Annotated in this window: 14 protein-coding genes and 2 pseudogenes; 10 read left to right on the top strand and 6 right to left on the bottom strand. The window is 58.6% G+C overall.

The window, feature by feature from the left end; genetic code table 11:
* Nucleotides 1-1,731, bottom strand: a 1,731-nt coding sequence (locus tag KR51_RS17300) for a M10 family metallopeptidase C-terminal domain-containing protein (RefSeq protein ID WP_022605428.1), incomplete at its 3' end; no start/stop codon positions are given.
* Nucleotides 1,732-2,583: 852 nt separating this feature from the next.
* Nucleotides 2,584-4,023, bottom strand: coding sequence for a calcium-binding protein (locus KR51_RS20880; RefSeq protein WP_022605427.1), 1,440 nt, complete (start codon nucleotides 4,021-4,023; stop codon nucleotides 2,584-2,586).
* A 443-nt stretch (nucleotides 4,024-4,466) separates the two neighbouring features.
* Between KR51_RS20880 and KR51_RS21090 the strand changes: the two are divergent.
* A pseudogene (locus KR51_RS21090) lies at nucleotides 4,467-5,164 on the top strand (IS1 family transposase); the annotation flags it as partial.
* Between the two features lie 9 nt (nucleotides 5,165-5,173).
* On the opposite strand, the gene ftsH reads toward KR51_RS21090, so the two are convergent.
* Entirely contained in the window at nucleotides 5,174-7,090 is a 1,917-nt protein-coding gene (ftsH, locus tag KR51_RS04785; RefSeq protein WP_040655199.1) for an ATP-dependent zinc metalloprotease FtsH, read from the bottom strand.
* 143 nt (nucleotides 7,091-7,233) lie between these two features.
* On the bottom strand, nucleotides 7,234-7,905 hold the full coding sequence (locus tag KR51_RS04780; protein ID WP_022605422.1) for a GntR family transcriptional regulator: 672 nt from the start codon (nucleotides 7,903-7,905) through the stop codon (nucleotides 7,234-7,236).
* Between the two features lie 120 nt (nucleotides 7,906-8,025).
* Between KR51_RS04780 and dps the strand changes: the two genes are divergently transcribed.
* A complete protein-coding gene (gene dps, locus KR51_RS04775) occupies nucleotides 8,026-8,571 on the top strand; it encodes a DNA starvation/stationary phase protection protein Dps (RefSeq protein ID WP_022605420.1) in 546 nt (181 codons plus the stop codon).
* Nucleotides 8,572-8,691: 120 nt separating this feature from the next.
* On the opposite strand, the gene KR51_RS04770 is transcribed toward dps, so the two are convergent.
* Nucleotides 8,692-9,885: a VWA domain-containing protein gene (locus KR51_RS04770; protein WP_022605418.1), complete on the bottom strand. Its 1,194-nt coding sequence runs from the start codon at nucleotides 9,883-9,885 to the stop codon at nucleotides 8,692-8,694.
* Nucleotides 9,836-12,220: a DUF5682 family protein gene (locus KR51_RS04765; RefSeq protein ID WP_022605416.1), complete on the bottom strand. Its 2,385-nt coding sequence runs from the start codon at nucleotides 12,218-12,220 to the stop codon at nucleotides 9,836-9,838. Before KR51_RS04765 ends, KR51_RS04770 begins: the two co-directional genes overlap by 50 nt.
* A 420-nt stretch (nucleotides 12,221-12,640) precedes the next feature.
* Between KR51_RS04765 and pipX the strand changes: the two genes are divergently transcribed.
* From pipX to KR51_RS04730, 8 genes and pseudogenes are all read left to right on the top strand, one after another.
* The gene (gene pipX, locus KR51_RS04760) at nucleotides 12,641-12,913 is read left to right on the top strand and encodes a transcriptional coactivator PipX (protein WP_022605414.1); all 273 of its coding nucleotides are present in this window, start codon (nucleotides 12,641-12,643) and stop codon (nucleotides 12,911-12,913) included.
* 147 nt (nucleotides 12,914-13,060) lie between these two features.
* The gene (locus KR51_RS04755) at nucleotides 13,061-13,771 is read left to right on the top strand and encodes a YggS family pyridoxal phosphate-dependent enzyme (protein ID WP_022605412.1); all 711 of its coding nucleotides are present in this window, start codon (nucleotides 13,061-13,063) and stop codon (nucleotides 13,769-13,771) included.
* A gap of 141 nt (nucleotides 13,772-13,912) precedes the next feature.
* Nucleotides 13,913-14,293, top strand: coding sequence for a DUF7682 family zinc-binding protein (locus KR51_RS04750; protein WP_022605410.1), 381 nt, complete (start codon nucleotides 13,913-13,915; stop codon nucleotides 14,291-14,293).
* A 367-nt stretch (nucleotides 14,294-14,660) separates the two neighbouring features.
* Complete coding sequence (locus KR51_RS04745) at nucleotides 14,661-15,875, top strand: acetate/propionate family kinase (protein ID WP_022605409.1); 1,215 nt, start codon at nucleotides 14,661-14,663, stop codon at nucleotides 15,873-15,875.
* Nucleotides 15,876-15,946: 71 nt separating this feature from the next.
* Nucleotides 15,947-16,084 (top strand): hypothetical protein, encoded by a 138-nt coding sequence (locus KR51_RS19255; protein WP_232214530.1) that lies wholly within the window; start codon nucleotides 15,947-15,949, stop codon nucleotides 16,082-16,084.
* Nucleotides 16,085-16,132: 48 nt separating this feature from the next.
* Nucleotides 16,133-18,190, top strand: a complete 2,058-nt coding sequence (locus KR51_RS04740) for a prolyl oligopeptidase family serine peptidase (protein ID WP_022605407.1) — start codon at nucleotides 16,133-16,135, stop codon at nucleotides 18,188-18,190.
* Between the two features lie 335 nt (nucleotides 18,191-18,525).
* Nucleotides 18,526-19,503 carry an ABC transporter ATP-binding protein gene (locus KR51_RS04735; RefSeq protein WP_040655188.1) on the top strand — a complete coding sequence of 326 codons (978 nt, stop codon included), beginning with the start codon at nucleotides 18,526-18,528 and terminating at the stop codon, nucleotides 19,501-19,503.
* Nucleotides 19,504-19,858: 355 nt separating this feature from the next.
* A pseudogene (locus tag KR51_RS04730) lies at nucleotides 19,859-20,498 on the top strand (hypothetical protein); the annotation flags it as partial.

The raw sequence follows: 20,498 nt of genomic DNA, 5'->3' as shown, positions 1-20,498 counted from the left end.
GCCGGAAAGGCGGTCGTCGCCGTTCCCGCCGTATAGTTCGTCGTTGTCGTCCTGACCGTACAGGAAGTCGTCGCCGTTGCCTCCATACAGGCGGTCGTCGCCGACCTGACCGTACAGGCGATCGTTGGCGTCCTCGCCGTACAGTTGGTCGTTGCCGTCATGACCGTACAGCTCGTCGCCGCCGCTCCCGCCATACAGGCGATCGTCGCCGCTCCCGGCGTAGAGACGGTCCTCGCCGTTCCCGCCGAACAGGAAGTCGTTGCCGTCCTCGCCGTACAGGCGGTCGTTGCCGTCCTCGCCGTCAAGGCGGTCGTTGCCGTCCTCGCCGTACAAGTAGTCGCTGCCGTCACGACCGTATAGGAAGTCGTTGCCGTCCTCGCCGTAGAGGTAGTCGTTGCCACCACCGCTAACAATTAAATTTCTGGCACCATTTCCGATGATGGTATCGTTACCGTTGCCCGTGGAGATGTTCTCGAAGTTGGCAATGACCTCGAAACCAAAACCCGTTAAGATAGCAACTTCGCTCGTCAGGTTGAAGGTGCCGCCATTGTGCCAGGCAATGTAACCGACCGTATCGATGCCTGCTCCGCCGTCGAGTTCGTCACTACCGTTCCCGCCGTCCAGGAAGTCGTTGCCGGCTCCGCCAAACAGGTTGTCGTCGCCGTCCTGACCGAGCAGGTAGTCGTTGCCGTCCCGACCGTATAAGAAGTCGTCGCCGTCCTCACCGTAAAGATAGTCGTTGCCGTTCCCGCCGTCCAGGAAGTCGTTACCATTCCCGCCAAACAATTCGTCGTTGCCATCCTCGCCGTCCAGAAAGTCGATGCCGTTCCCGCCAAATAGGTCGTCGTAGCCGCTCCCGCCGACCAGGATGTCGTTGTCGTTACCACCATTCAGGTAGTCGTTGCCGTTACCACCATTCAGGTAGTCGTTACCGGGATGACCGTATAGCTCGTCGTTGCCGTTCCCGCCGTAAAGCTCGTCGTCGCCAACCCCACCGTGCAGGATGACGTCGGCGTCTTGAACGATCAAAGTTTCGTTGTCGCCCAGATCGTTTTGGCTATAGTTATCGTTCCCGGACTCGCCATCCGCGTTTTCGATGGTGGCATTGAAGGCGATCGCCAGGTTGTCTGAGTTATCACTCTCAGGGTATGAGCCGATGCTGCTGAAGGTAGCCGGATTCAAGTTGATGACGGCATCTTGGGTTTGATCGAGGGTGCCGATGGTGTCGATGCCGCCCCCATCCCAAATCGTTTCGCGAATCGTGTAGTCTCCAGGGTATGGGGATCCATAATGCAAAGGGTGATAATCCCAAGAATCCCCGCTAAAGTCTTTGCGGCCGCGATCGTCCGCGATGAACGAACCGCTGCTGTGAGGACGCGTTGCCAAACTATCAGCACCTTCATCAAATCCAATGACACCATCACCATCCCAGTTGTAGAAGGTTTGGGCATAGCCCCAGTCGATGTCGCCACCGGATACAATTTCAGTGAAGGTGATGTTTGCAATTTCCTGATAGTGGTCCATCGCATGTTGGATCCAGGATTCTTGAGTTGTGGAGAAATCGACGAAGTCTTGAAATTGGTGGGGATCGGAACCAGCAAGGCGACCGTCCATAAAGCTGTAGGTGATTGCTGCCGAGCCAGCGAAATCACTAATGTTTCCAACGCTGCCGCCGGTATTCCAGTGTTTTCCATTCATATGGAGTAGAGCTTTACCGTGTTTGGAAATCATTATTTTGCTCCTGGTTGAAAGGGGCTTAGCTGAGGAATACTACACACGAAGAATGACATAGAGTCTGGATCTGGAGTCATTTAAGACTCATCGAATTCTTCTATAATTTTTTGTTCGGCTTCGGATTTATCTCACACCATTAGTGTCGCAAGCTCGCAAGATTCTGACGAGGATCGCGGTCGCAAATTGGATTGATTTCTTCTTACATCGGGAGTAATTTGTGTCTTGTTTTTGACCCGATCGGGCTCTTGTAGATGAGTGACACAGGGCAGCTTGCGATCGCCCATATCATTCGGCTCCGGTCGCGTTGCAGTTGGGATGAATGTAGAGGGCGAACCGATCTATTGCTCGGGGAGGTGCAAAATTCAAACCCCTACCAGCAGTGATGTCCAGACGCTCGTCCGATCCCAAGCAGTCCGGTTTGCTTCGCGGGTAACAAGGGGCGCGAGATCCAAGCGTTCGGACCCTCAACAAGCGATCGCATTAGAGTGCGATCGCCGAGCACAGAGCACCCGATCGCGATCGCAAGAGTCGCGTCCACTGCAACTAGATTGCCCACGCCTTTCTGGCGTGGTTCGGCTGAATGAGATTGCCTATCGAACCGAGTAAACGGGCGATCGGCTGAAGCGAGATTTGCTGTTGGACTCCCTGCTCGAGCAACTCAAACGACTATCAATCGCTCTAACTTTTGCGTGAGTCCTGAAATACTGTCGATTTTCTGAAGCACGCCGTTAAGTTGAGCATGCCCGAGCTGGGTACCCCCCCTCGCGTGGAAAAAGACCCGGACCGTGAAGTCGGAGGCTCGAAGCGAAGCTGAAACAGTCACGAGATGGGTAACCGTCTTGACTCCGGTTACACCGTCGTAAAGTAATCAGCCGTCAGAGCAATTGCCATCGTATCTTCTACCACCGCGATCAAGTCGCTGCCAAGATAAATCGCCGTATCCAGAGCTGAACCTCCCCCATAGTTGACGCTTTTGTCGAGGGTGTAATCGCTGAGATTGCCGGAGATCTGGATCTTGTCTTCGATGGCGAGCGAATTACTCGTGAAGTCGGTGATGTGGGCGTGCCCGGAACCCATGTAGAACACTCGACCTAAATCGCCCAGAACGAAGGTATCTGTGCCGGCGCCGCCTGCGAGCGTGTCGTACTCGGAGCTGCTGTCACCGTAGCCAACTAGCGTATCGTCCCCCGCGCCACCACTCAGCACGTCGTCGCCGTTCTCTCCGTAAAGGGAATCGTTGCCGTTTTCGCCATACAGAGAATCGTTGCCTTTCCAGCCGAACAGGAAGTCGTCGCCGTTCCCTCCGTAAAGGGAGTCGTCGCCGTTCCCTCCGTAAAGGGAGTCGTTGCCGTTCTCGCCGAACAGGAAGTCGTTACCTTCCTCACCGTATAGAGCGTCGTTGTCTTTCCAGCCGTAAAGTCGGTCGTCGCCGTCGTCGCCGTAAAGTCGGTCGTCGCCGTTCCCACCGTAAAGTCGGTCGTCGCCGTTCCCCGCGTAAAGTCGGTCGTCGCCGTCCTCGGCGTAAAGTCGGTCGTCGTCGTTCCCGCCGGACAGGCGGTCGTCGCCATTCCCGCCGTACAAGACGTCGATACCTTCCTGACCGTAAAGGAAGTCGTCGTTGTCCCCACCGTAAAGGAAGTCGTGGCCGCCTTGACCGTGCAGGCGGTCGTTACCGTCCTCGCCGGACAGTCGGTCGTGGCCGTCATGACCGTACAGGATGTCGATACCTTCCTGACCGTAAAGGAAATCGTTCCCGTTCCCGCCGTAAAGGAAGTCGTTGCCGAACTGACCGAACAGGCGGTCGTGGCCGTTCCCCCCGAACAAGCGGTCGATGCCGTCATGACCGTACAGGACGTCGATGCCGTTTTGACCGTACAGGTCATCGTCGCCGTTCTCGCCGTAAAGGGAATCGTTGCCGTCGTCTCCGTAGAGGAAGTCGCCGCCGCCGCCGCCATACAGTTTGTCGTTGCCGTCAACAACTAACAGGTCGACCTCGTCGTATAGTTGGGGAAAGTTCCCAACTCTCCCGCCGTACAGGCGGTCGATGCCGTCACCACCAAAAATGGTGTCGTTGCCGTTATCACCAAACATGGTGTCGCCGCCATTCCCGCCATCGATATAGTCGTCGCCATTTCCGCCGAACAGTATGTCGCCGTCATTCCCGCCATCGATATAGTCCCTGCCGTTGAAACCCAAAAAGATGTCTGCCCCGCCAAAACCGTAAAAGAAATCATTGCCCTCAGTACCAAACAGGTCATCAGGGCCTTCGCTCCCATTAAATACCGCCATTTAGATTTGCTCCATGTTGGGAGCAAGTTATGTCTTATTTTTGTTCGAGCCTGCTCTCAAGACTTCATTGTGACACGGGGCCGATCGCGATCGCCCATATCGTTCGGCGCAGGTCGCGTTGCAGTTGGGATGAATTTTGAAGGAGAGCGGATCTGTTTCGCAGGGAGGTGCAAAAGTTAAATCCTGACCAGCACTGATGTCCAGGCACGCTTACGATCGGGGGTAGTTCGGATTGCTTAAAGGGTAATAGGTTATTCGAGATCCGAGTGCGTGGTCCCTCAAAGATCGATCGCCGTGTCATGCGTCCGCCGAGCAAAGAGCATCCGATCGCGATCGCATGAGTCGCGTCCACCACAACTAGATTGCCCGCGCCTTGCTGGCGTGGTTCGGTTGAATGAGATCGCCTTTCGAACGGGTTCAACGGGGTATCGCACAATGGAAGGATGAGATGCCCCAAATGCCAATCCCAGCAAATTTGTAAGAACGGCTACCGATGCGGCAAGAAAACTACCAGTGCAAGGACTGCGGCCGTCAATTGGTCGAGTTCTACTCTCAACGTGGTTGCCCACCGGAAGTTAGGGCAGACGGCTTGCGGCGAATACGTCGAGGAGCAGGGGTTCCGGAGCATCGAACGTTGCACTGGGGTCAACCACAACACCGTCATCAATTGGGTCCGTTTGAGGGCATAGTAGATCCCCCAGCTCCCCACTGACGAGACTCAAGCTCCTGAAATTGGGGAACTCGAAAAACTACAACCTTCGTCGGCTCCAAGAAAAAAATGATGGATCTGGAGGGTGGTTGACCATAAACAGCATGGCATCCTTGCTTTCAAGGTTAGCGACCGCACCCACAAAACCGTTGAGAAGTTTTGGCAGCGCGTGCAAGGGTGGGGTGGTCTGGTAGGTGAGCGATGGCTACCCGGTGTATCCAAAGTTCGTGGATGCAACCGAGATCGTGGTGAGTAAAACCTCTACGACCCGAGTGGAAGGCCCGAGTGGAAGGAAAGAATACAAGGCTGAGGCACTACCTAGCCAGACTGAAGCGCAAGACTCTTTTCTAAAGCAAATCCGAAGAGATGCTGACGCTATCGGTCAGGCTCCTGGTGCATTTTTTGCGTTACCGGACAGTGCCAATTCCAAGGTCAAACATCTCATGGGTTTGCAACGCCCTGAGCAGCGAGTTGTTTCTCCGGGAGCGTCGCCCTTTCGGCAACGATTTCGCGGAAGCGATCGCCCGTAATCGTCTCTTCATAGAGCAACACGTCCACCAGGCGATCGACCAGCGGGCGGTTCTCGCGCAAGATTTGACGGGCTTGTTGGTGGCAGCGTTCGGCGATCGCGCGTACCTGTTGGTCGATACGTGCGGCAACCGCCTCGGAGTATTCCGTACGGTTGATGTCGTTACCGCCGAGAAAGACTCGATCGTTGCTGCTTTCCAACGCCACCGTTCCCAACTCCGACATGCCATAGCGCGTGACCATCTTGCGTGCGAGGTCGGCCACCATCTGCAAGTCGCTCGCCGCACCGGCGGTCACCTCTTCGTCGCCAAAGACCTCTTCTTCCGCCGAACGCCCGCCTAAAAAAATCGTGATGCGATCGAGCAACCAAGCGCGGCTGAGCAAACCGTTATCGAGCATGTCGTCGCTGATAGTGGATTGTGCGAAGCCGCCGACGCCGCCCGAGCGGGGAATGATCGTGACTTTGTTGAGGGGGTCGGCATGTTCCAGTAGTGTCATCATCAGGGCGTGTCCGACTTCGTGGTACGCCACAATTCGCTTTTTCTTGCTATCCAGCAGCGGGCTCAAGCTCATGCCGATCGTGACGCGATCGAGCGCGTCTTCGATTTCGCTCAGCCCGATCTCGGTTTTCAGCCGCCGTGCTGTCAAAATAGCCGCTTCGTTGAGCAGGTTGGCCAGGTCGGCTCCGGACAATCCCGGCGTGCGCCGCGCGATCGCCTCCAAAGACACCTCCGGCGACAGGCGTTTGTTGCGTCCGTGAACGTTGAGGATGCCCAAACGTCCCTTGTAGCTGGGCAAATCGACAGTAACTTGGCGATCGAAGCGTCCCGGTCGCAGTAAAGCCAGATCGAGCACGTCGGGGCGGTTGGTGGCTGCGATGATGATGATCCCGGTGTTGCTCTCAAACCCGTCCATCTCTGCCAGGAGCTGATTGAGGGTTTGCTCGCGCTCGTCATTGCCGCCGCCGATGCCCGCACCGCGCTGGCGGCCGACAGCGTCAATCTCGTCGATGAAGATCAAGCAGGGAGCGTTTTCCTTGGCTTTGCGGAACAGGTCGCGCACGCGCGACGCCCCAACACCGACGAACATCTCCACGAACTCCGACCCGGAAATACTGAAGAATGGAACGCCCGCTTGGCCCGAAACTGCCCGCGCCAGCAGTGTTTTACCCGTTCCCGGCGAGCCGATCAGCAGAACGCCTTTGGGGATGCGCGCCCCAACGGCCGTGAACCGTTCGGTTTCTTTCAAAAAGGAAACAACTTCTTGGAGTTCTTCCTTGGCGGTGTCGATACCTGCCACATCGTCAAACGTGACGCCCGTCTGCGATTCCATTTGGAAGCGCGCCCGCGATTTGCCGAAGCTCATCGCCTGACCGGAGGCACGGGCCGTGCGCCGGAAGAGTAAAACGAGGAACCCCAAGAGCAAGCCAACTAACAAAAAATTTCCGAGGACCCCGATCGCGACGGAACGATCGATCGAAGGCTCTTCGCCGAACTCGACGTCGTTGTCGATGAGCAACTCTGTCAGTTGGCTGCTGGCACTTGTATTGCGCTCGAACAGTTGAACCTGCTTGGGTTCTTCCCCATCGGGGTCGTCGGTATAGTACACGCGTGCGATGTTAAGTCGCGAGTCGATAACAACGCTGGCGACTTTTCCGTCTTTGACTTGGGTGATGAACTCGCTGTAGTTAATGCGATCGCTGTCTTCATTGGATGACGCTTGGGCGAGGGCAGGCGACCCGATCGCCGCTCCAGCCAGCACGGTCGCGCTTGCCACGAGGGGCAGAAGCGCGCGCTGCAGGAGGCGCGGTTGCCGCCGCGATCGCCGCATTAGCGGTCGTGCGTCGGATTGCCCGAGGTAGTCGTGTTTGGTCATCGCTCGCCTGTTGCGCTCGCACGCGCGTTCCAATAGGGATAAAAGAGTTTGCTCTAGTCTAACTTTCTCGTCCGTTGCCTACGGTGCTGAGCGATCGCTTACTCCGAGGGCTCGGAGGCCGGCGCAAGCGATCTGCGATCGCGATGTCGGTTGTCGGTTTGGAAGTGCGCGGCCAATAGGTCTCCCGCCCCACGGCCGTCACCCCGTGCGAGGGCGCGAACGATCGCGCTGTGTTCGTTCGCGAGCGCGGTCAGTTCGTCGGACTGCAGGTTGCCGGCAGTCGCGTCCGGACGCGTCCAGGCTCCGCACGCTAGCATGTCCCACATCCGTAACAACACCTGATTGCCGGCCGTTTCTAAAATCGCGCGATGGAATTCGAGGTCGCAGCGCGCATGCTCGACCGTATCACCCCGAGCACTCGCATCCTGCAGGGCAGCCAGTGCCGACTGCAGCGGAGCGGGGTTGGCATGGAACTTGGGGGCGGCCAGCTCCGCAGCCAGCGCTTCCAGTGCCGTTCGTACCTGCAGCGATTCCTGCAACTCGCGCGGCGTTACAGCTCGCACGCGCGTGCCTTTGTACGCTTGCGACTCGACCAACGACAGGACTTCCAGCTCCCGCAAGGCTTCGCGCACGGGCGCTTGACTCGTATTCAACTCCCGCGCGATCTGCAGCTCCACCAGGCGATCGCCCGGCTTATAGGTGCCGTCCATAATCCGCTCCAACAGCACCTGACGTACCCGATCGCTCATGCACTGCCGCTCTAGAGTCATCGTCCGCACTCGTGAAATTTTCGTCTAGTTTTACTTGACTATAGATTATCGATAATCTATAGTCAAGTTACGGTCTGATTAAGTGCAGCAATCCAATCACGACTTGTAAGGAGACAGCACATGGCAACGCAAACCCGACCGACTCGCCTCTACGCCACGCGCATCGACTTAGCCGCCGACCAGCGATTGGCGATCGTGGAGATTCTGAATGCAACACTGGCAACCACGCTGGACCTCAAAACTCAGGTGAAGCAAGCGCACTGGAACGTCAAGGGTAAGGACTTCTACCCACTGCACGAGCTTTTCGACGAGATTGCCGGGCAGTTCGAAGACTATGTGGACATGGTGGCGGAGCGCGTCACGGCACTGGGCGGTTTGGCATACGGCACGGCTCGCGTGGCGGCTGATGCCTCGATTCTGCCGGAGTATCCATACGACATCACGTCGGGTGAAGACCACGTGGTAGCGCTGTCGGACCGCATGGCGGCCTATGCAAAGCACGTGCGCGAGAGCATCGACGCAACGGACGAGCTGGGCGATGCCGACACGGCCGACCTGTACACGGAAGTGTCGCGAACGACCGACAAATACCTGTGGTTCCTGGAAGCGCACCTACACGGCACCGATGCCGCTGCCCGTAACGGTGCGATCGCGGCAACGGTTTAAACCGAGCGGCCATGGGCTGACTGACGCGAACGGCGATACGATTTCAGTCACGGGGAGGGGACGCACGGCGCGTCCCCTTTGGTTTGGAGCATGCGGGTGTTCCGGGGCCAATTGTGCCAGTCAGCTGCGGTTGGTGACGATATTGCGAGCCGCTGCCCACTGCTGGATATCTTGTCGGGCGATCGCGGCAGCCATTAGCTCGGGAAATTGGTCGGGCGTGCAGGCGAAGGCCGGAATGTTGAGGGTGGCAAACTGCGCGGCAACGTCACCGCTGAAGGACGGCGCGCCGTCGTCATTGAGGGCCAGCAACGTCACCACCTGCACGCCAGAAGCGACTAAGGCCGCAGCCCGTTTGAGCATGACGGTTTCGTCGCCGCCTTCAAAGAGATCGCTAATCAACACCAGAATCGTGTCGGTGGGGCGATGGATAATGCTTTGGCAATAGTCGAGGGCGCGGTTGATGTCGGTGCCGCCCCCGAGCTGGGTTCCGAACAGGACGTCCACCGGGTCCTCAAGATACTCGCTCAGATCGGCAACGGCCGTGTCGAAGACGACGAGCTGCGTATTAACTGTCGGCAGGGAGGCCATCACCGCCGCAAAGACGCTGGAATAGACCAGTGAGGTTGCCATCGAGCCGCTTTGGTCGACGCAGAGCACGATATCGCGGAGGGACGCGCGCTTGCGACCGAAGCCGATGCGCGTGTCGGGCACGATCGTGCGGTACTCGGGTTGGTAGTGGTGCAGGTTAGCGCGGATCGTTCGCGACCAGTCGATTTCGTTGTGGCGCGGACGGCGGTTGCGCTGGGCGCGGTTGAGGCTGCCAGCGATCGCCTGGCGGGTTTGAGTGTCTAGGCGGCGCAGCAGGTCGTCAACGACGCGGCGCACCACATGGCGAGCAGTTTCTTTCGTGCGCTCGGGGATGACCTGCGACAGCGCAACGAGATCGGCTGCGAGATGGACGTCCGGTTCGATCGCTTCCAGCAACTCTGGCTCTAGCAGCATTTGGTGCAAATTCAGGCGCTCGAGGGCATCGCGTTGCATCACCCGCACGACCGCACTGGGGAAATAACGGCGGATGTCGCCGAGCCAGCGCGCGACATTGGGGGCCGATCGTCCCAAGCCGCCCCGGCGATCGCCGTCGCGGTCGTAGAGTGCACCGAGGGCGCGATCGAGGGCAGCATCTTCCGTTCCCAAGGCCGACAATCCGGCGCCGCTGCCGTCTTCGCCCCCGCCCAGGAGTAAGCGCCAGCGCCGCTCGCGATCGCTACTGGGGCAATTCACTCGACCGTTTGTGTTGGGGATCGGTTCGGACATCGGCTAGCGTTACTCCGAGTAATTGGGCAACTAACGGCAGCACGGCCGCACCGCTGGCGTCAGCTTCGTCCGGGGCGATCGCGCCGGTTGTCCCGCCATGGCGAACGCGCTCGGCCATCTGCCGCCGCTCGGCAGCAGCGAAGGTGGAAAAGGTCCGGCGCAGCAACGGGAGCATGGCAGTAAAATCTGCTGCCGGTAGTGCCGTCACCCAATCGTCTAGAACATGCCAGAGTGTATCGTCGTGGAGCAACAGCAAGCCACTGCCTTGTAAAAAGCCTTCGATCCATGCTGACGCTCGCGCCGGATCGCCGCCGCGCGAGAGCGCATAGCTCAACTGACGCGCTGCCTCAACCCGATCGATGCGATCGCTATCGAGCAACATCCGACAGCAGCGTCCGGCCAGCAAGCCATGGAGGTTGTCTTGACAGCCGAGCTGGGCGATCGTCCGCCACCAAACGGCTCGATGGTCGTCGTTCCGCAGGAGATTGATGGCGCGGTTGACCTGCTGCATGCGAGCATCCATGTCCGCAGCCGCATCGTCATCTAACGACGCACACGCTGCGGGCAAGCCGATGCAAATGCGCGCGACTAAACTGTCAACAACCCGCGCCACGATCGCCGCATCCGTTTGTCGGACGTCTTTGTAGCGCGCCACCCGCGCCAGTGGCGGCAGCGCGTCCATCAAGTGAGCGATCTCGCTGGCAACGGCAGCGGCGTCTTGCAAGCATTGCAGCACCCGCGCGATTGCTGAGGGTAACGTGGCCAGCAATACGCGATCGAGCAGCGCGCTCAGCGACGGCAAGTCTGGGGCGCGATCGGCGCGATCGCAACTGCACGCCGTTGCTGCAGCCTCCACCGTGTTGCCCCACACCCCAGCTTCGATCGCCCGGAGGGCAAATTCCGGCTGCCACTGCAACCTCCACACTTCTTTGAACGTACCGGTCCCGCGAGTTCCTTGCAGCGTGCCCCAGTCAATCGCCAGCAATCTCAGGCGATGGAATAGCTGCGATCGCTCCAGATCCAGCGGTTTGCGTAGGTCGAGTTCCTTTTGCTGTGCTGAGGGATCGGGCTTCAGGCGCAGGCGTTTTTGCAAACGCTGCAAGTCTCGCTGCAGAGGCACTGTTGGGGCAGCCTCCGGCACGCGTCCCAAGCGATCGCCGACGATCGCGCGGTCCCACACGAGCTGCATCGGCAACTCGCTGCCGAAACACAATACCGTCTGGACGGCAGCATTGAGTTCGTCCAGCCCCGGCCGCGGGCGATCGCGCAGGGCTGCCAAAGCATCCGCCAAGCGAGCGGCTTCAATGATATTTGCAGACGAGGCGTCGAGGTCGGTATCGCGTAACAAACGGGCGGTGCGGACCAGCCAGCGAACTGTAGTTCGTTCGGGATGCTGCCAGAGATGATCGTACCAACCCGGCGATGCGATCCCCGCCCCGTAACCGCTAGCCAGCGTTAAGCGCCGGTACGTCCAGGGAATCCACGTTGCCTCGACTTTGGTTTTTGGCAGACCCCGCAGTAAAGCTTTGTCGTCCTTGACCGCACGCGGCTGCACTAATGCCGGCACGTGCCAAGCCCCGCAGACAACGGCTAGCCGATCGCTTCCTTTTTCTGTTCGGCGGATAGTCTGACGCATGTAGGCCTCGCGAAGGGCTTCGCGGCGTTCTTCCCAGGCGCGAGCGGGGTCGGCTGCCATCCACTCATCGACTTCGCTCGGTCGCTGGCGCTCGACCTCCCCACGCAGCAAGGTCATGGCTGCTTGGATGGCTGCGAATACATCCGCATCGTCTTGGCGTTCTTCGACGAGGTGTTCCCACCAACGCTCGCCGTCGCCGAAACCGGCCGCGTGTGCCAGCCACGAGAGGGGATCTCGGCGCAGATCCATCCAAGCGTCCAAAGCCGCCGTTATTTGAGGGTCGGGTGGCACGGGCGCATCGGCTGCCGTCAACTCAAGTTGTTCGCCGAGAAGGGCATCGGGCGGATCCTCATCAGTCGAGCGTGTCTCTAACAACTCTCGCCGCAGCGCACATTGATGAGCCTGTGGCAAATCCATCAACTGCACGGGAATTCCCGCGTCTTTGGCATACTGCAGTGCTTGCCATTCTGGCGAAAACCGGGCAAGTGGATAGTACACCGAGTCCGCTCCGTCCGGGGCATATAAAAGGAGTGCCACCGGCGGCTCCAGGTCCGGGTCGCCCGCGAGTTTCAGTGCCGCGCTGGCATCGGCCGGACCTTCCACAAGCAACGCATCCGGTTGCAGCGCGTCCAGAGCCTGACGAAGACTGCGTGCCGAACCGGGACCGTGGTGACGAATGCCGAAATAGTGAACGCTCACGGGCGGGCGATCGCGGGGTACGCGCGGGTGCCAATGTTTCAGTTCCGAGGGTAACCGATTTCCGAGCAGTTCAGGTGGCTGCGATCGCGCGGTATTCAAGGGCTTGCAGCACAACCCAGGACGTGGAAGCAGTGGGTGGGTTGGGCGATTTAAGGAATTAAGTTTTACGATCGCATCGTCCGTGCAATTGCAGTTGCGTAGATACTGACCAACATTCGCACGCCGAGGGTCTTGCACCCAACTGCGCGCAGGACCGAATCGAGATATTATCGACCTATCCTGGCAGTTAAGTGGGTCGAAAGTAGCAACGGCGAAAGGGCGATCGCACGCCGACGAGGTCGAGGGGTCGGGCCGTGCAGACGGACACAAGCAATGGTCGGATAAGCTCACGAATCAGGGGAATTCCGCAAGCAGGGCTGGATGGACAACAACGAAACCTATCTCAATCATCCGACGTTTGGTTTGCTTTATCGAGTCTGCCTCGTCGAAGAAAATCAGGAAATATTTACGACCCTCTACGCCCAGCGTTTGTTTTTTCTGGTGAAGAACGGCACAACAGGTTTGAGCTTCGAGCCCTGGGGGCGCGGTGAAGCTCGGCTGTTGGTGGAAAATCGCCTGCGGAAGCTGCGGCGGATTGGTGCAGTGGACGATTTCAAAGAATTGAATGCCGTCTACCAACGGATCTTTCATTAACCGCGAGCGAGTCCCTGCCGCCAGCAGTCAAGAGCAGCTTGGCATGCCTGTACCTCGGGTCCGATCGCCAGAGCGCGTGCAACGCGTGCCGAGAAGGCTGCGATAAAGTCGGGCACAGGAGCCCCAGATGCCATTGACGATCGAGCTATGACCGAGCACCCAACCGCCAACTCTGCCGATACCCCCGCAACCGCAGCCTTAGCCAGCAATATCCTCAACATTCGCGATCGCCTGCCACCCCACGTCCGCCTCGTTGCCGTTACTAAAACATTCCCGGCGTCACTCGTCCGCCAGGCTTATCACGCCGGCTTGCGCGACTTCGGCGAGAACCGCCTGCAAGAAGCCCTCGACAAGCAAGATGCTCTCGCGGATCTGCCAGATATTCGCTGGCACTTCATCGGTCACTTACAAGGCAATAAAGCGAAGAAAGCGATCGAGCGGTTCGCTTGGATTCACAGTTGTGACAGCCTCAAACTCGCCCATCGCCTCGATCGCCTCGCGGGCGAAACGGGCGCGCGACCGCGGGTATTGTTGCAAGTCAAGCCGCTACCGGACCCCGACAAGTATGGATGGTCGGTTGCGGAATTATCTCGAGACTGGCCGCAAATTGTCGCGCTGCCCGCTCTCAATGTCTCCGGCTTGATGACGATCCTGCCACTGGGCTTGTCGGCCCCAGATGTGGTGAGTGCCTTTGCCAACGTTCGCGACCTGGCAGCCAAACTCCGCAACGACTCTGGGCTTGCGCTGCCAGAGCTGTCGATGGGGATGTCGGGCGATTATCCCTTGGCAATCGAAGCCGGCGCAACGACGATCCGACTCGGGCGCTCTCTCTTTGGGGAGAGGTTGCAAAAAATGTAAGATCTGGTATTCTAGATAACACTAATCTGGTGTGCCTGGACACATAAATAAGGCAAACAGAACATCGTCCACAACGTGCGGTGCCGGAGCCGAGTTGCTGCGGTTGATGGTTCCGTGCGAGCCAATAGAGGTTTCCTCGCCATGTCGAAACAGAAGAAGCAGTTTCCCTCCGTTCATCAAGGCTTAGGGCAATCCTACGATCGCTGCGAGCAGGAACAGAGCCAGCTCAGCGAGAGGCAACAGAAACGCCAAGCATGGAAAGCTTCGTTTGACAACGATCCGATCGATCTGAGATCGTTGCCCAAACGCGTCGTTCTTAAGTCGCGCGATATTATCAAACGCCTGAAGCAATGCCAAGATTACCGACAGTTTCGCGGCAAGCGGCTGCGCCACGATCGCCACGTTATCAGTATTCCGGTCACGCGCGATTATCGCCTGCTCTGCCGCATGCAGGATAATGGGATCGCACCTGAAGCTGTTGTATCGCACCAAGATTACAACGTCTGCAAACCCGGTAGTTAGACCGCTGCTGGGTATCTAAATAACCCGAATTGCAAACGCACCTCGAACGAGGAGTACCGTGATCGCCTGTCGCCCCAGTTGCTTGCACAGCTGGGGCACTTGGTGTAGATTGACGTCACATCTTTGCCGCAATCGGGTTCACGTCCGGAATCCGTCGGCGAGCGGGCCTAAATGCAACTGGGTGCACTGCGCTTGGCTTGTTTGAAGCCGGCGCATCGGGTCTCTCATTTGGGAACGGCGCGTTGGCGCCCGGTTAGTACGAGCTTGCCAGATCTGGAAAAAACCTGCAGCTTTCAGGGCATCTTGAAACTCTCTAGCTAATCTGAGGTCGGCTGCTGACTCTTCCCCGCATGTCGGGCAACAACTGATGAAAATTCTCGTGCTGAATGCAGGCTCCAGCTCGCAGAAAAGTTGTCTCTACGACTTGGGGGGCACACCTCCTAGGCGTCCGCTGGACCCGCTCTGGGAAGCCGCGATCGACTGGTCGCAGCGACCGGGACGGGCGGTCCTCGAGGTCGAACGGAACGGTGAAAAATCGACTGAGGACCTCCCCGGCGACCCGCGCGGAGGTGCCGTGGAGCGAATGCTGGAGACCCTCAGCGAGGGTCCATCGCCCCTACTGCCGGATCTCGGAGCGATCGCGGCCGTCGGCCATCGCGTCGTCCACGGCGGCGCTACCTACCGCCAACCCACGCGCGTGACCCCCGAGGTCAAACAAGCGATCGCGGAGTTAAGCGCGCTGGCGCCGTCTCACAACCCGGCCAACCTACAGGGGTTCGAAACCGTAGAGCAATTGCTGCCAGAGGTTCCCCAAGTTGCGGTATTCGATACGGCCTTTCACGCCGAGATGCCAACGGCTGCAGCACTGTACCCCGGTCCCTACGAGTGGTTCGAGGATGGCATTCGACGCTATGGTTTTCACGGCATCAGCCACGACTATTGCGCGCGCACGGCAGCACGTTTGCTGGACAAACCCCTCGAAGAATTACGCCTGATTACCTGTCATCTGGGGAATGGCTGTTCGCTGGCAGCCGTGCGCGGCGGTCGCGGTGTGGATACGACCATGGGCTTCACGCCGCTGGATGGGTTGATGATGGGGACGCGTTCGGGCTCGATCGATCCCGGCATTCTCATCCACCTGCAGCGATCGCGCGGCTTGTCCGCAGACGACCTCGATCGCCTGCTCAATCGCGAGTCCGGGCTGAAGGGCGTTTCGGGAATTTCCGGCGACATGCGCCATATCCTCAGCACGAAAGCGGAAGGCAACGTGCGAGCGCAACTGGCTTTCGATACTTACATCCACCGCATCCGGCGGAATATTGGTTCAATGCTCGCAAGTTTGGACGGACTGGACGCACTGGTATTTTCAGCTGGTGTCGGCGAACACGCACCGGACGTCCGAGCAGCTGCTTGCGAGGGGTTCGGATTCTTGGGATTGAAGCTCGATCCAGAAGCCAATGCGCGATCGCCCCGCAACGCCGACATTGCCTCGCCCGATTCGCGCGTGCGGGTGCTCGTCATCAAGACGGAAGAAGATTGGGCGATCGCCACCGCCACCGCACAGCTCCTGCATGCGAGCTAGGAGGCTCGGTTAATGGAGAGCGCCGTGTTAGTGCCGGCGATCGGTTGACTGTTGCCTGGGTTCGATCGCCCTTGCAGATCGACATAATTGGCGTGCAGTTTGGTAGCGCGATCGCCCGTCGTGTCAGCAACCATAAACCCGATCGCGATCGCACGGGTCGCGTGTTCGCCGAGTTGCTAGCGATGGCAGGCGGTAGTGCGGTCGGATAAGCGGGTTAGACTAGACGGCACGTCCACGCTGCCCCAGCGCCACCCCCCATGCATGCAAACTATCCGCCTACGCGAACGGTCGAGCAAGTCGATACTTATCACGGGGTTGTTGTCCGCGATCCCTATCGCTGGCTTGAGGATCTCGAATCCGAAGAAACGGCGGCTTGGGTAGCCGCACAAAACGACGTCACGTTTGAATTCCTCGCAGGCATTCCCAAACGAGATAGGGTGCGGCAGCGCCTGACCGAACTGTGGAATTACGAAAAATTCAGCGCGCCCTTCAAGGCAGGCGATCGCTACTTCTACTTCAAAAACGACGGACTGCAGAATCAAAGCGTCTTGTACGCGCTCGATCGCCTCGACGGCGAGCCGCGCGTCCTACTCGACCCCAACACCCTATCCGCAGATGGAACGGTGGCGCTCTCGGGGGTGGCGGTCAGCGACGACGGAAACTTGTTGGCGTACGGACTGTCGAAATCCGGTTCGGACTGGCAGGAATGGTTCGTGCGTGATGTAGGCACCGGGGAGGATCGCGGCGATCGCCTGGAGTGGATCAAATTTTCGGGGGCACATTGGACGACGGACAATCGGGGTTTTTTCTACAGCCGTTATGAAGCGCCGGATGCGAGCAAGCAATTCCAGGAAGTCAACTATTTCCAGAAACTTTACTACCATCAGCTCGGCGCGGACCAAGCCGATGACGAACTCATTTACGAGCGTCCGGATCGAAAAGCATGGATGTTCGGCATCAAGGTTTCTGAAGACGGTCGCTACCTGATTATCTCCGTGGTGCAGGGCACCGATCCACGCAACCTGATCTTCTACAAAGATCTGCAAGCACCCAATGCTGACATCATTGAATTGATCTCCGAGTTCGAAGCCAGCTATAGGTTTGTCGGTAACGACGGTCCGCGCCTGTGGTTCCAAACCGACCGCGACTCGCCGCGCGGTCGCCTGATCGAGATCGACCTCGACCGACCCGCGGTTTCCGATTGGACGGAACTCATTCCCGAATCCGACGACACGCTCCAAGGGGTTAGAGTACTTGACAACTGTTTCGTGGCGTCTTATTTGCGCGATGCGCGCTCGGCTCTCTGCATCTACGCAATCGACGGTCGTTTCCAGTCCGAACTCCTGCTCCCCGGGATCGGCTCTGTCTCTGGCTTCGACGGCAGGCGCAAGGACACCGAAACCTTTTATACGTTCTCGAGCTTCACAACGCCACCCACGGTCTACCGCTACGACTTCAAGACCGCTACAAGTACCCAGTTTCGCAAACCGAAGGTCGGCTTCAACCCAGCCAACTACGAAACGCGCCAAGTGTTCTATCGCAGCAAAGACGGGACGCAAGTGCCGATGTTCGTCGTCCACAAAAAAGGACTGCTGCTCGACGGCAATAATCCCACATTGCTCTACGGCTACGGCGGTTTCAATGTTTCGCTGACACCGAGCTTTGCCATTAGTCGGCTCGTGTGGATGGAACTCGGCGGCGTCTACGCCGTACCCAACCTGCGCGGGGGCGGCGAGTACGGCGAAGCTTGGCACCAAGCTGGGATGAAACTCAAGAAACAAAACGTCTTCGACGACTTCATCGCAGCGGCTGAATGGCTGCAAGCCTATCGCTACACAAATCCGCGCAAACTCGCGATCGCGGGCGACAGCAATGGTGGTCTGCTCGTGGGCGCGTGCATGACCCAACGTCCGGACTTGTTCGGCGCGGCGCTGCCGTCAGTCGGGGTCATGGACATGTTGCGCTTTCACAAGTTCACCATCGGCTGGGCGTGGAGCTCGGATTACGGCTCGCCTGAGGACGAGCAGGAATTCCAGGCTTTATACGCTTATTCGCCACTGCACAATCTCCGACCCGGTACAGCTTACCCAGCCACGCTGATTGCCACGGCCGATCGCGACGATCGCGTGGTACCCGCTCACAGTTTTAAATACGCTGCTGCTCTGCAAGCTGCCCATATCGGTGACGCCCCGGTGCTGATCCGCATCGAAACCACAGCCGGTCACGGTGCAGGCAAACCGACGACCAAGCGCATAGAAGAAGCTGCCGACAAAATGGCTTTCCTTGTTGCTACCCTCGGCGTTACCGTTCGGTAACGAACTTGCATCAGTCGTCGCACGTGATGGCAATGTCCTTGAAGGAAGGGCTCTGGCGATGGCTTGCAGCCGACCCTCTAAGCACATTGCAGGCTGTTTTTGCATGAAATGGCTCTCTGCCCTCCCAACAATAATCGTCGAAGGGAGTGGATGTTTTTGGTCGAGCAAAATGGAAACCGTTCTTATAATGCCGTGGGGTTGGCGCTCCCACATTGGTACGATTGTGCCGATGTAGAATTTCTGGAAATGGCTTCGTGGAAAAAGACAGCTCTTCGGGCTAGGCTGTTGGTGTCTTTACCGTCCATCGATATTAGGAATTGGTCATGACAACTGTCATGGCGACCGACACACTGGCGATCGCAACTCGCGCTCTGACCAAGCAATTCGATCGCCACGTCGCGGTTTGCGAGGTGGACCTGCAGATCGCGTCTGGGGAGGTGTACGGTCTGGTCGGCCCCAATGGTGCGGGCAAGACGACGCTGCTGCGCCTCCTTGCTGGCATGGAGCTGCCGACTGCGGGCGAAATCCACCTGCACGGTCGGCGCTTCTGGTGTGACGCGCGCGGCAATCCCCTTAGGCAGTATCTAGGCTATTTAGCTGACGATTTCCCGCTCTACGACGAGATGACTGTTGTCGAGTACCTCGACTACTTCGCACGGCTTTACAACCTGCGCCAGCCTAAGCGGCGGCGGCGCGTGCAGGAGGTACTGGAGCTGGTACAACTGACAACCAAACGCCACAGCGCGATCGCCACGCTCTCGCGCGGGATGAAGCAGCGTCTCGGTCTGGCCCGCACCCTAGTTCACGAACCACTTCTGTTGTTATTGGACGAGCCGGTCTCCGGGCTCGATCCTCGCGCGCGCCTGCAGTTTCGCGACATTATCGGCACGCTCCGCGAGGCAGGCATGACAGTGCTCATCTCCTCCCATATCCTCAGCGACCTCGCCCAAATCTGCACCGCGATCGGCATCATGGAACTGGGCTATCTCGTCGAAAGCGCGCCCCTCAGCGTCCTGCACGATCGCCTTGGCAGTCGCTGGTTGTATGTCTCCGCCCCCGGCGCACTTGAGGCGCTGACAGGGGAACTGCGCAACGCCCCGCAAGTCGGGGAACTGGAGGTCGTCTCTCAATCGAGAGCTGGGACCGGACCCACGTCCGGGCAGCTCCGCGCTCGCTTCAACGGATCAGAAGAGGATGCTGCAGCTTTACTGCGCGCGCTCGTTACTGCCAACATTCCCGTGACGGAGTTTCGCTGCACGCCGGACGACCTCGAAACCATTTTCCATGCCCTCGACCACCAACAGGCGTCCTAGCGCGCAGCCGCCACGCGTACATTTTGCACCGCCACCCCCTGTTCCGACCGCGATCGTCCCCCGAAACCATCCCACAGGCAAAGCCATGTTGTCGACACTCTCATCTCGGCTTGGAGACTGGAACCCACAACTACTGAGGGAGCTGCAAACGCACTTGCGATCGCGTCACCTTGTATTTGCCGCTGCATCCTCGCTAGTCGTTCAGATATTGTTCTATCTGTACGGTGAGAACTTGCTAATCACCTACCGGCCGGGATATGCAGGAAGTATTAACCGGTACTGCCGGCCGATAAATCTTAAAGCACACATAGTACCTCAGCACCCAGATCATTGCCTGGACGCCGCAGGGAATTTCGTGACGAATTACGAGCTCTGGTGGCTTGACCTGTTCGTCGCTGGCTGTGTCATCGGTTCAATCGCTGCGATCGGGATCGGCGTTTACGCGATCGTGAACGACATCGCCCGCGAAGAGCGACGCGGCACGTTGGACTTGGTGCGACTGAGCCCGCAGTCGGCAACCGGCTTCTTCATCGGCAAGCTGCTCGGCGTGCCTGCCGGACTCTATGCATGCTTGTTGCTCTCGCTACCCCTGCATCTCTATGCCGGACTCGCCGCGCGGATTCCGCTGCTATCGATTCTTGGCTTCTATGCCACTACCATCGTGGCCTTTGCCTTTTTCTTCACCGGCGCGCTGCTGCTGGGGTTATCGGGCCAGCTCGGCAGTCATTTCCGTGCTTGGGCAGGGAGCACGATCGTGATATTTTTCCTCGCAATCGCCTCACTTTTCCATGCTTCAAGTTATTTGACGGACAGCCCGTTTGACTGGCTGCCCTTGTTCTCACCCACTGCCGTATTGCCCTACCTAGTAGGCAAAACCCCCCATTCCCTTGACACGATCGGCTCTTTCCACATCAAAGACGCTGCCCAGCTGAACTGGTACGGTCAGGAGTGGTGGGCAACGGGTACTGGCGCGATTGCCTTCAGCGTAATTAGGG

Source organism: Rubidibacter lacunae KORDI 51-2 (assembly GCF_000473895.1).
GTDB lineage: Bacteria > Cyanobacteriota > Cyanobacteriia > Cyanobacteriales > Rubidibacteraceae > Rubidibacter > Rubidibacter lacunae.
The sequence above is the reverse complement of the archived record's forward strand: the minus strand, read 5'-3'. Positions and strand labels throughout refer to the sequence as shown.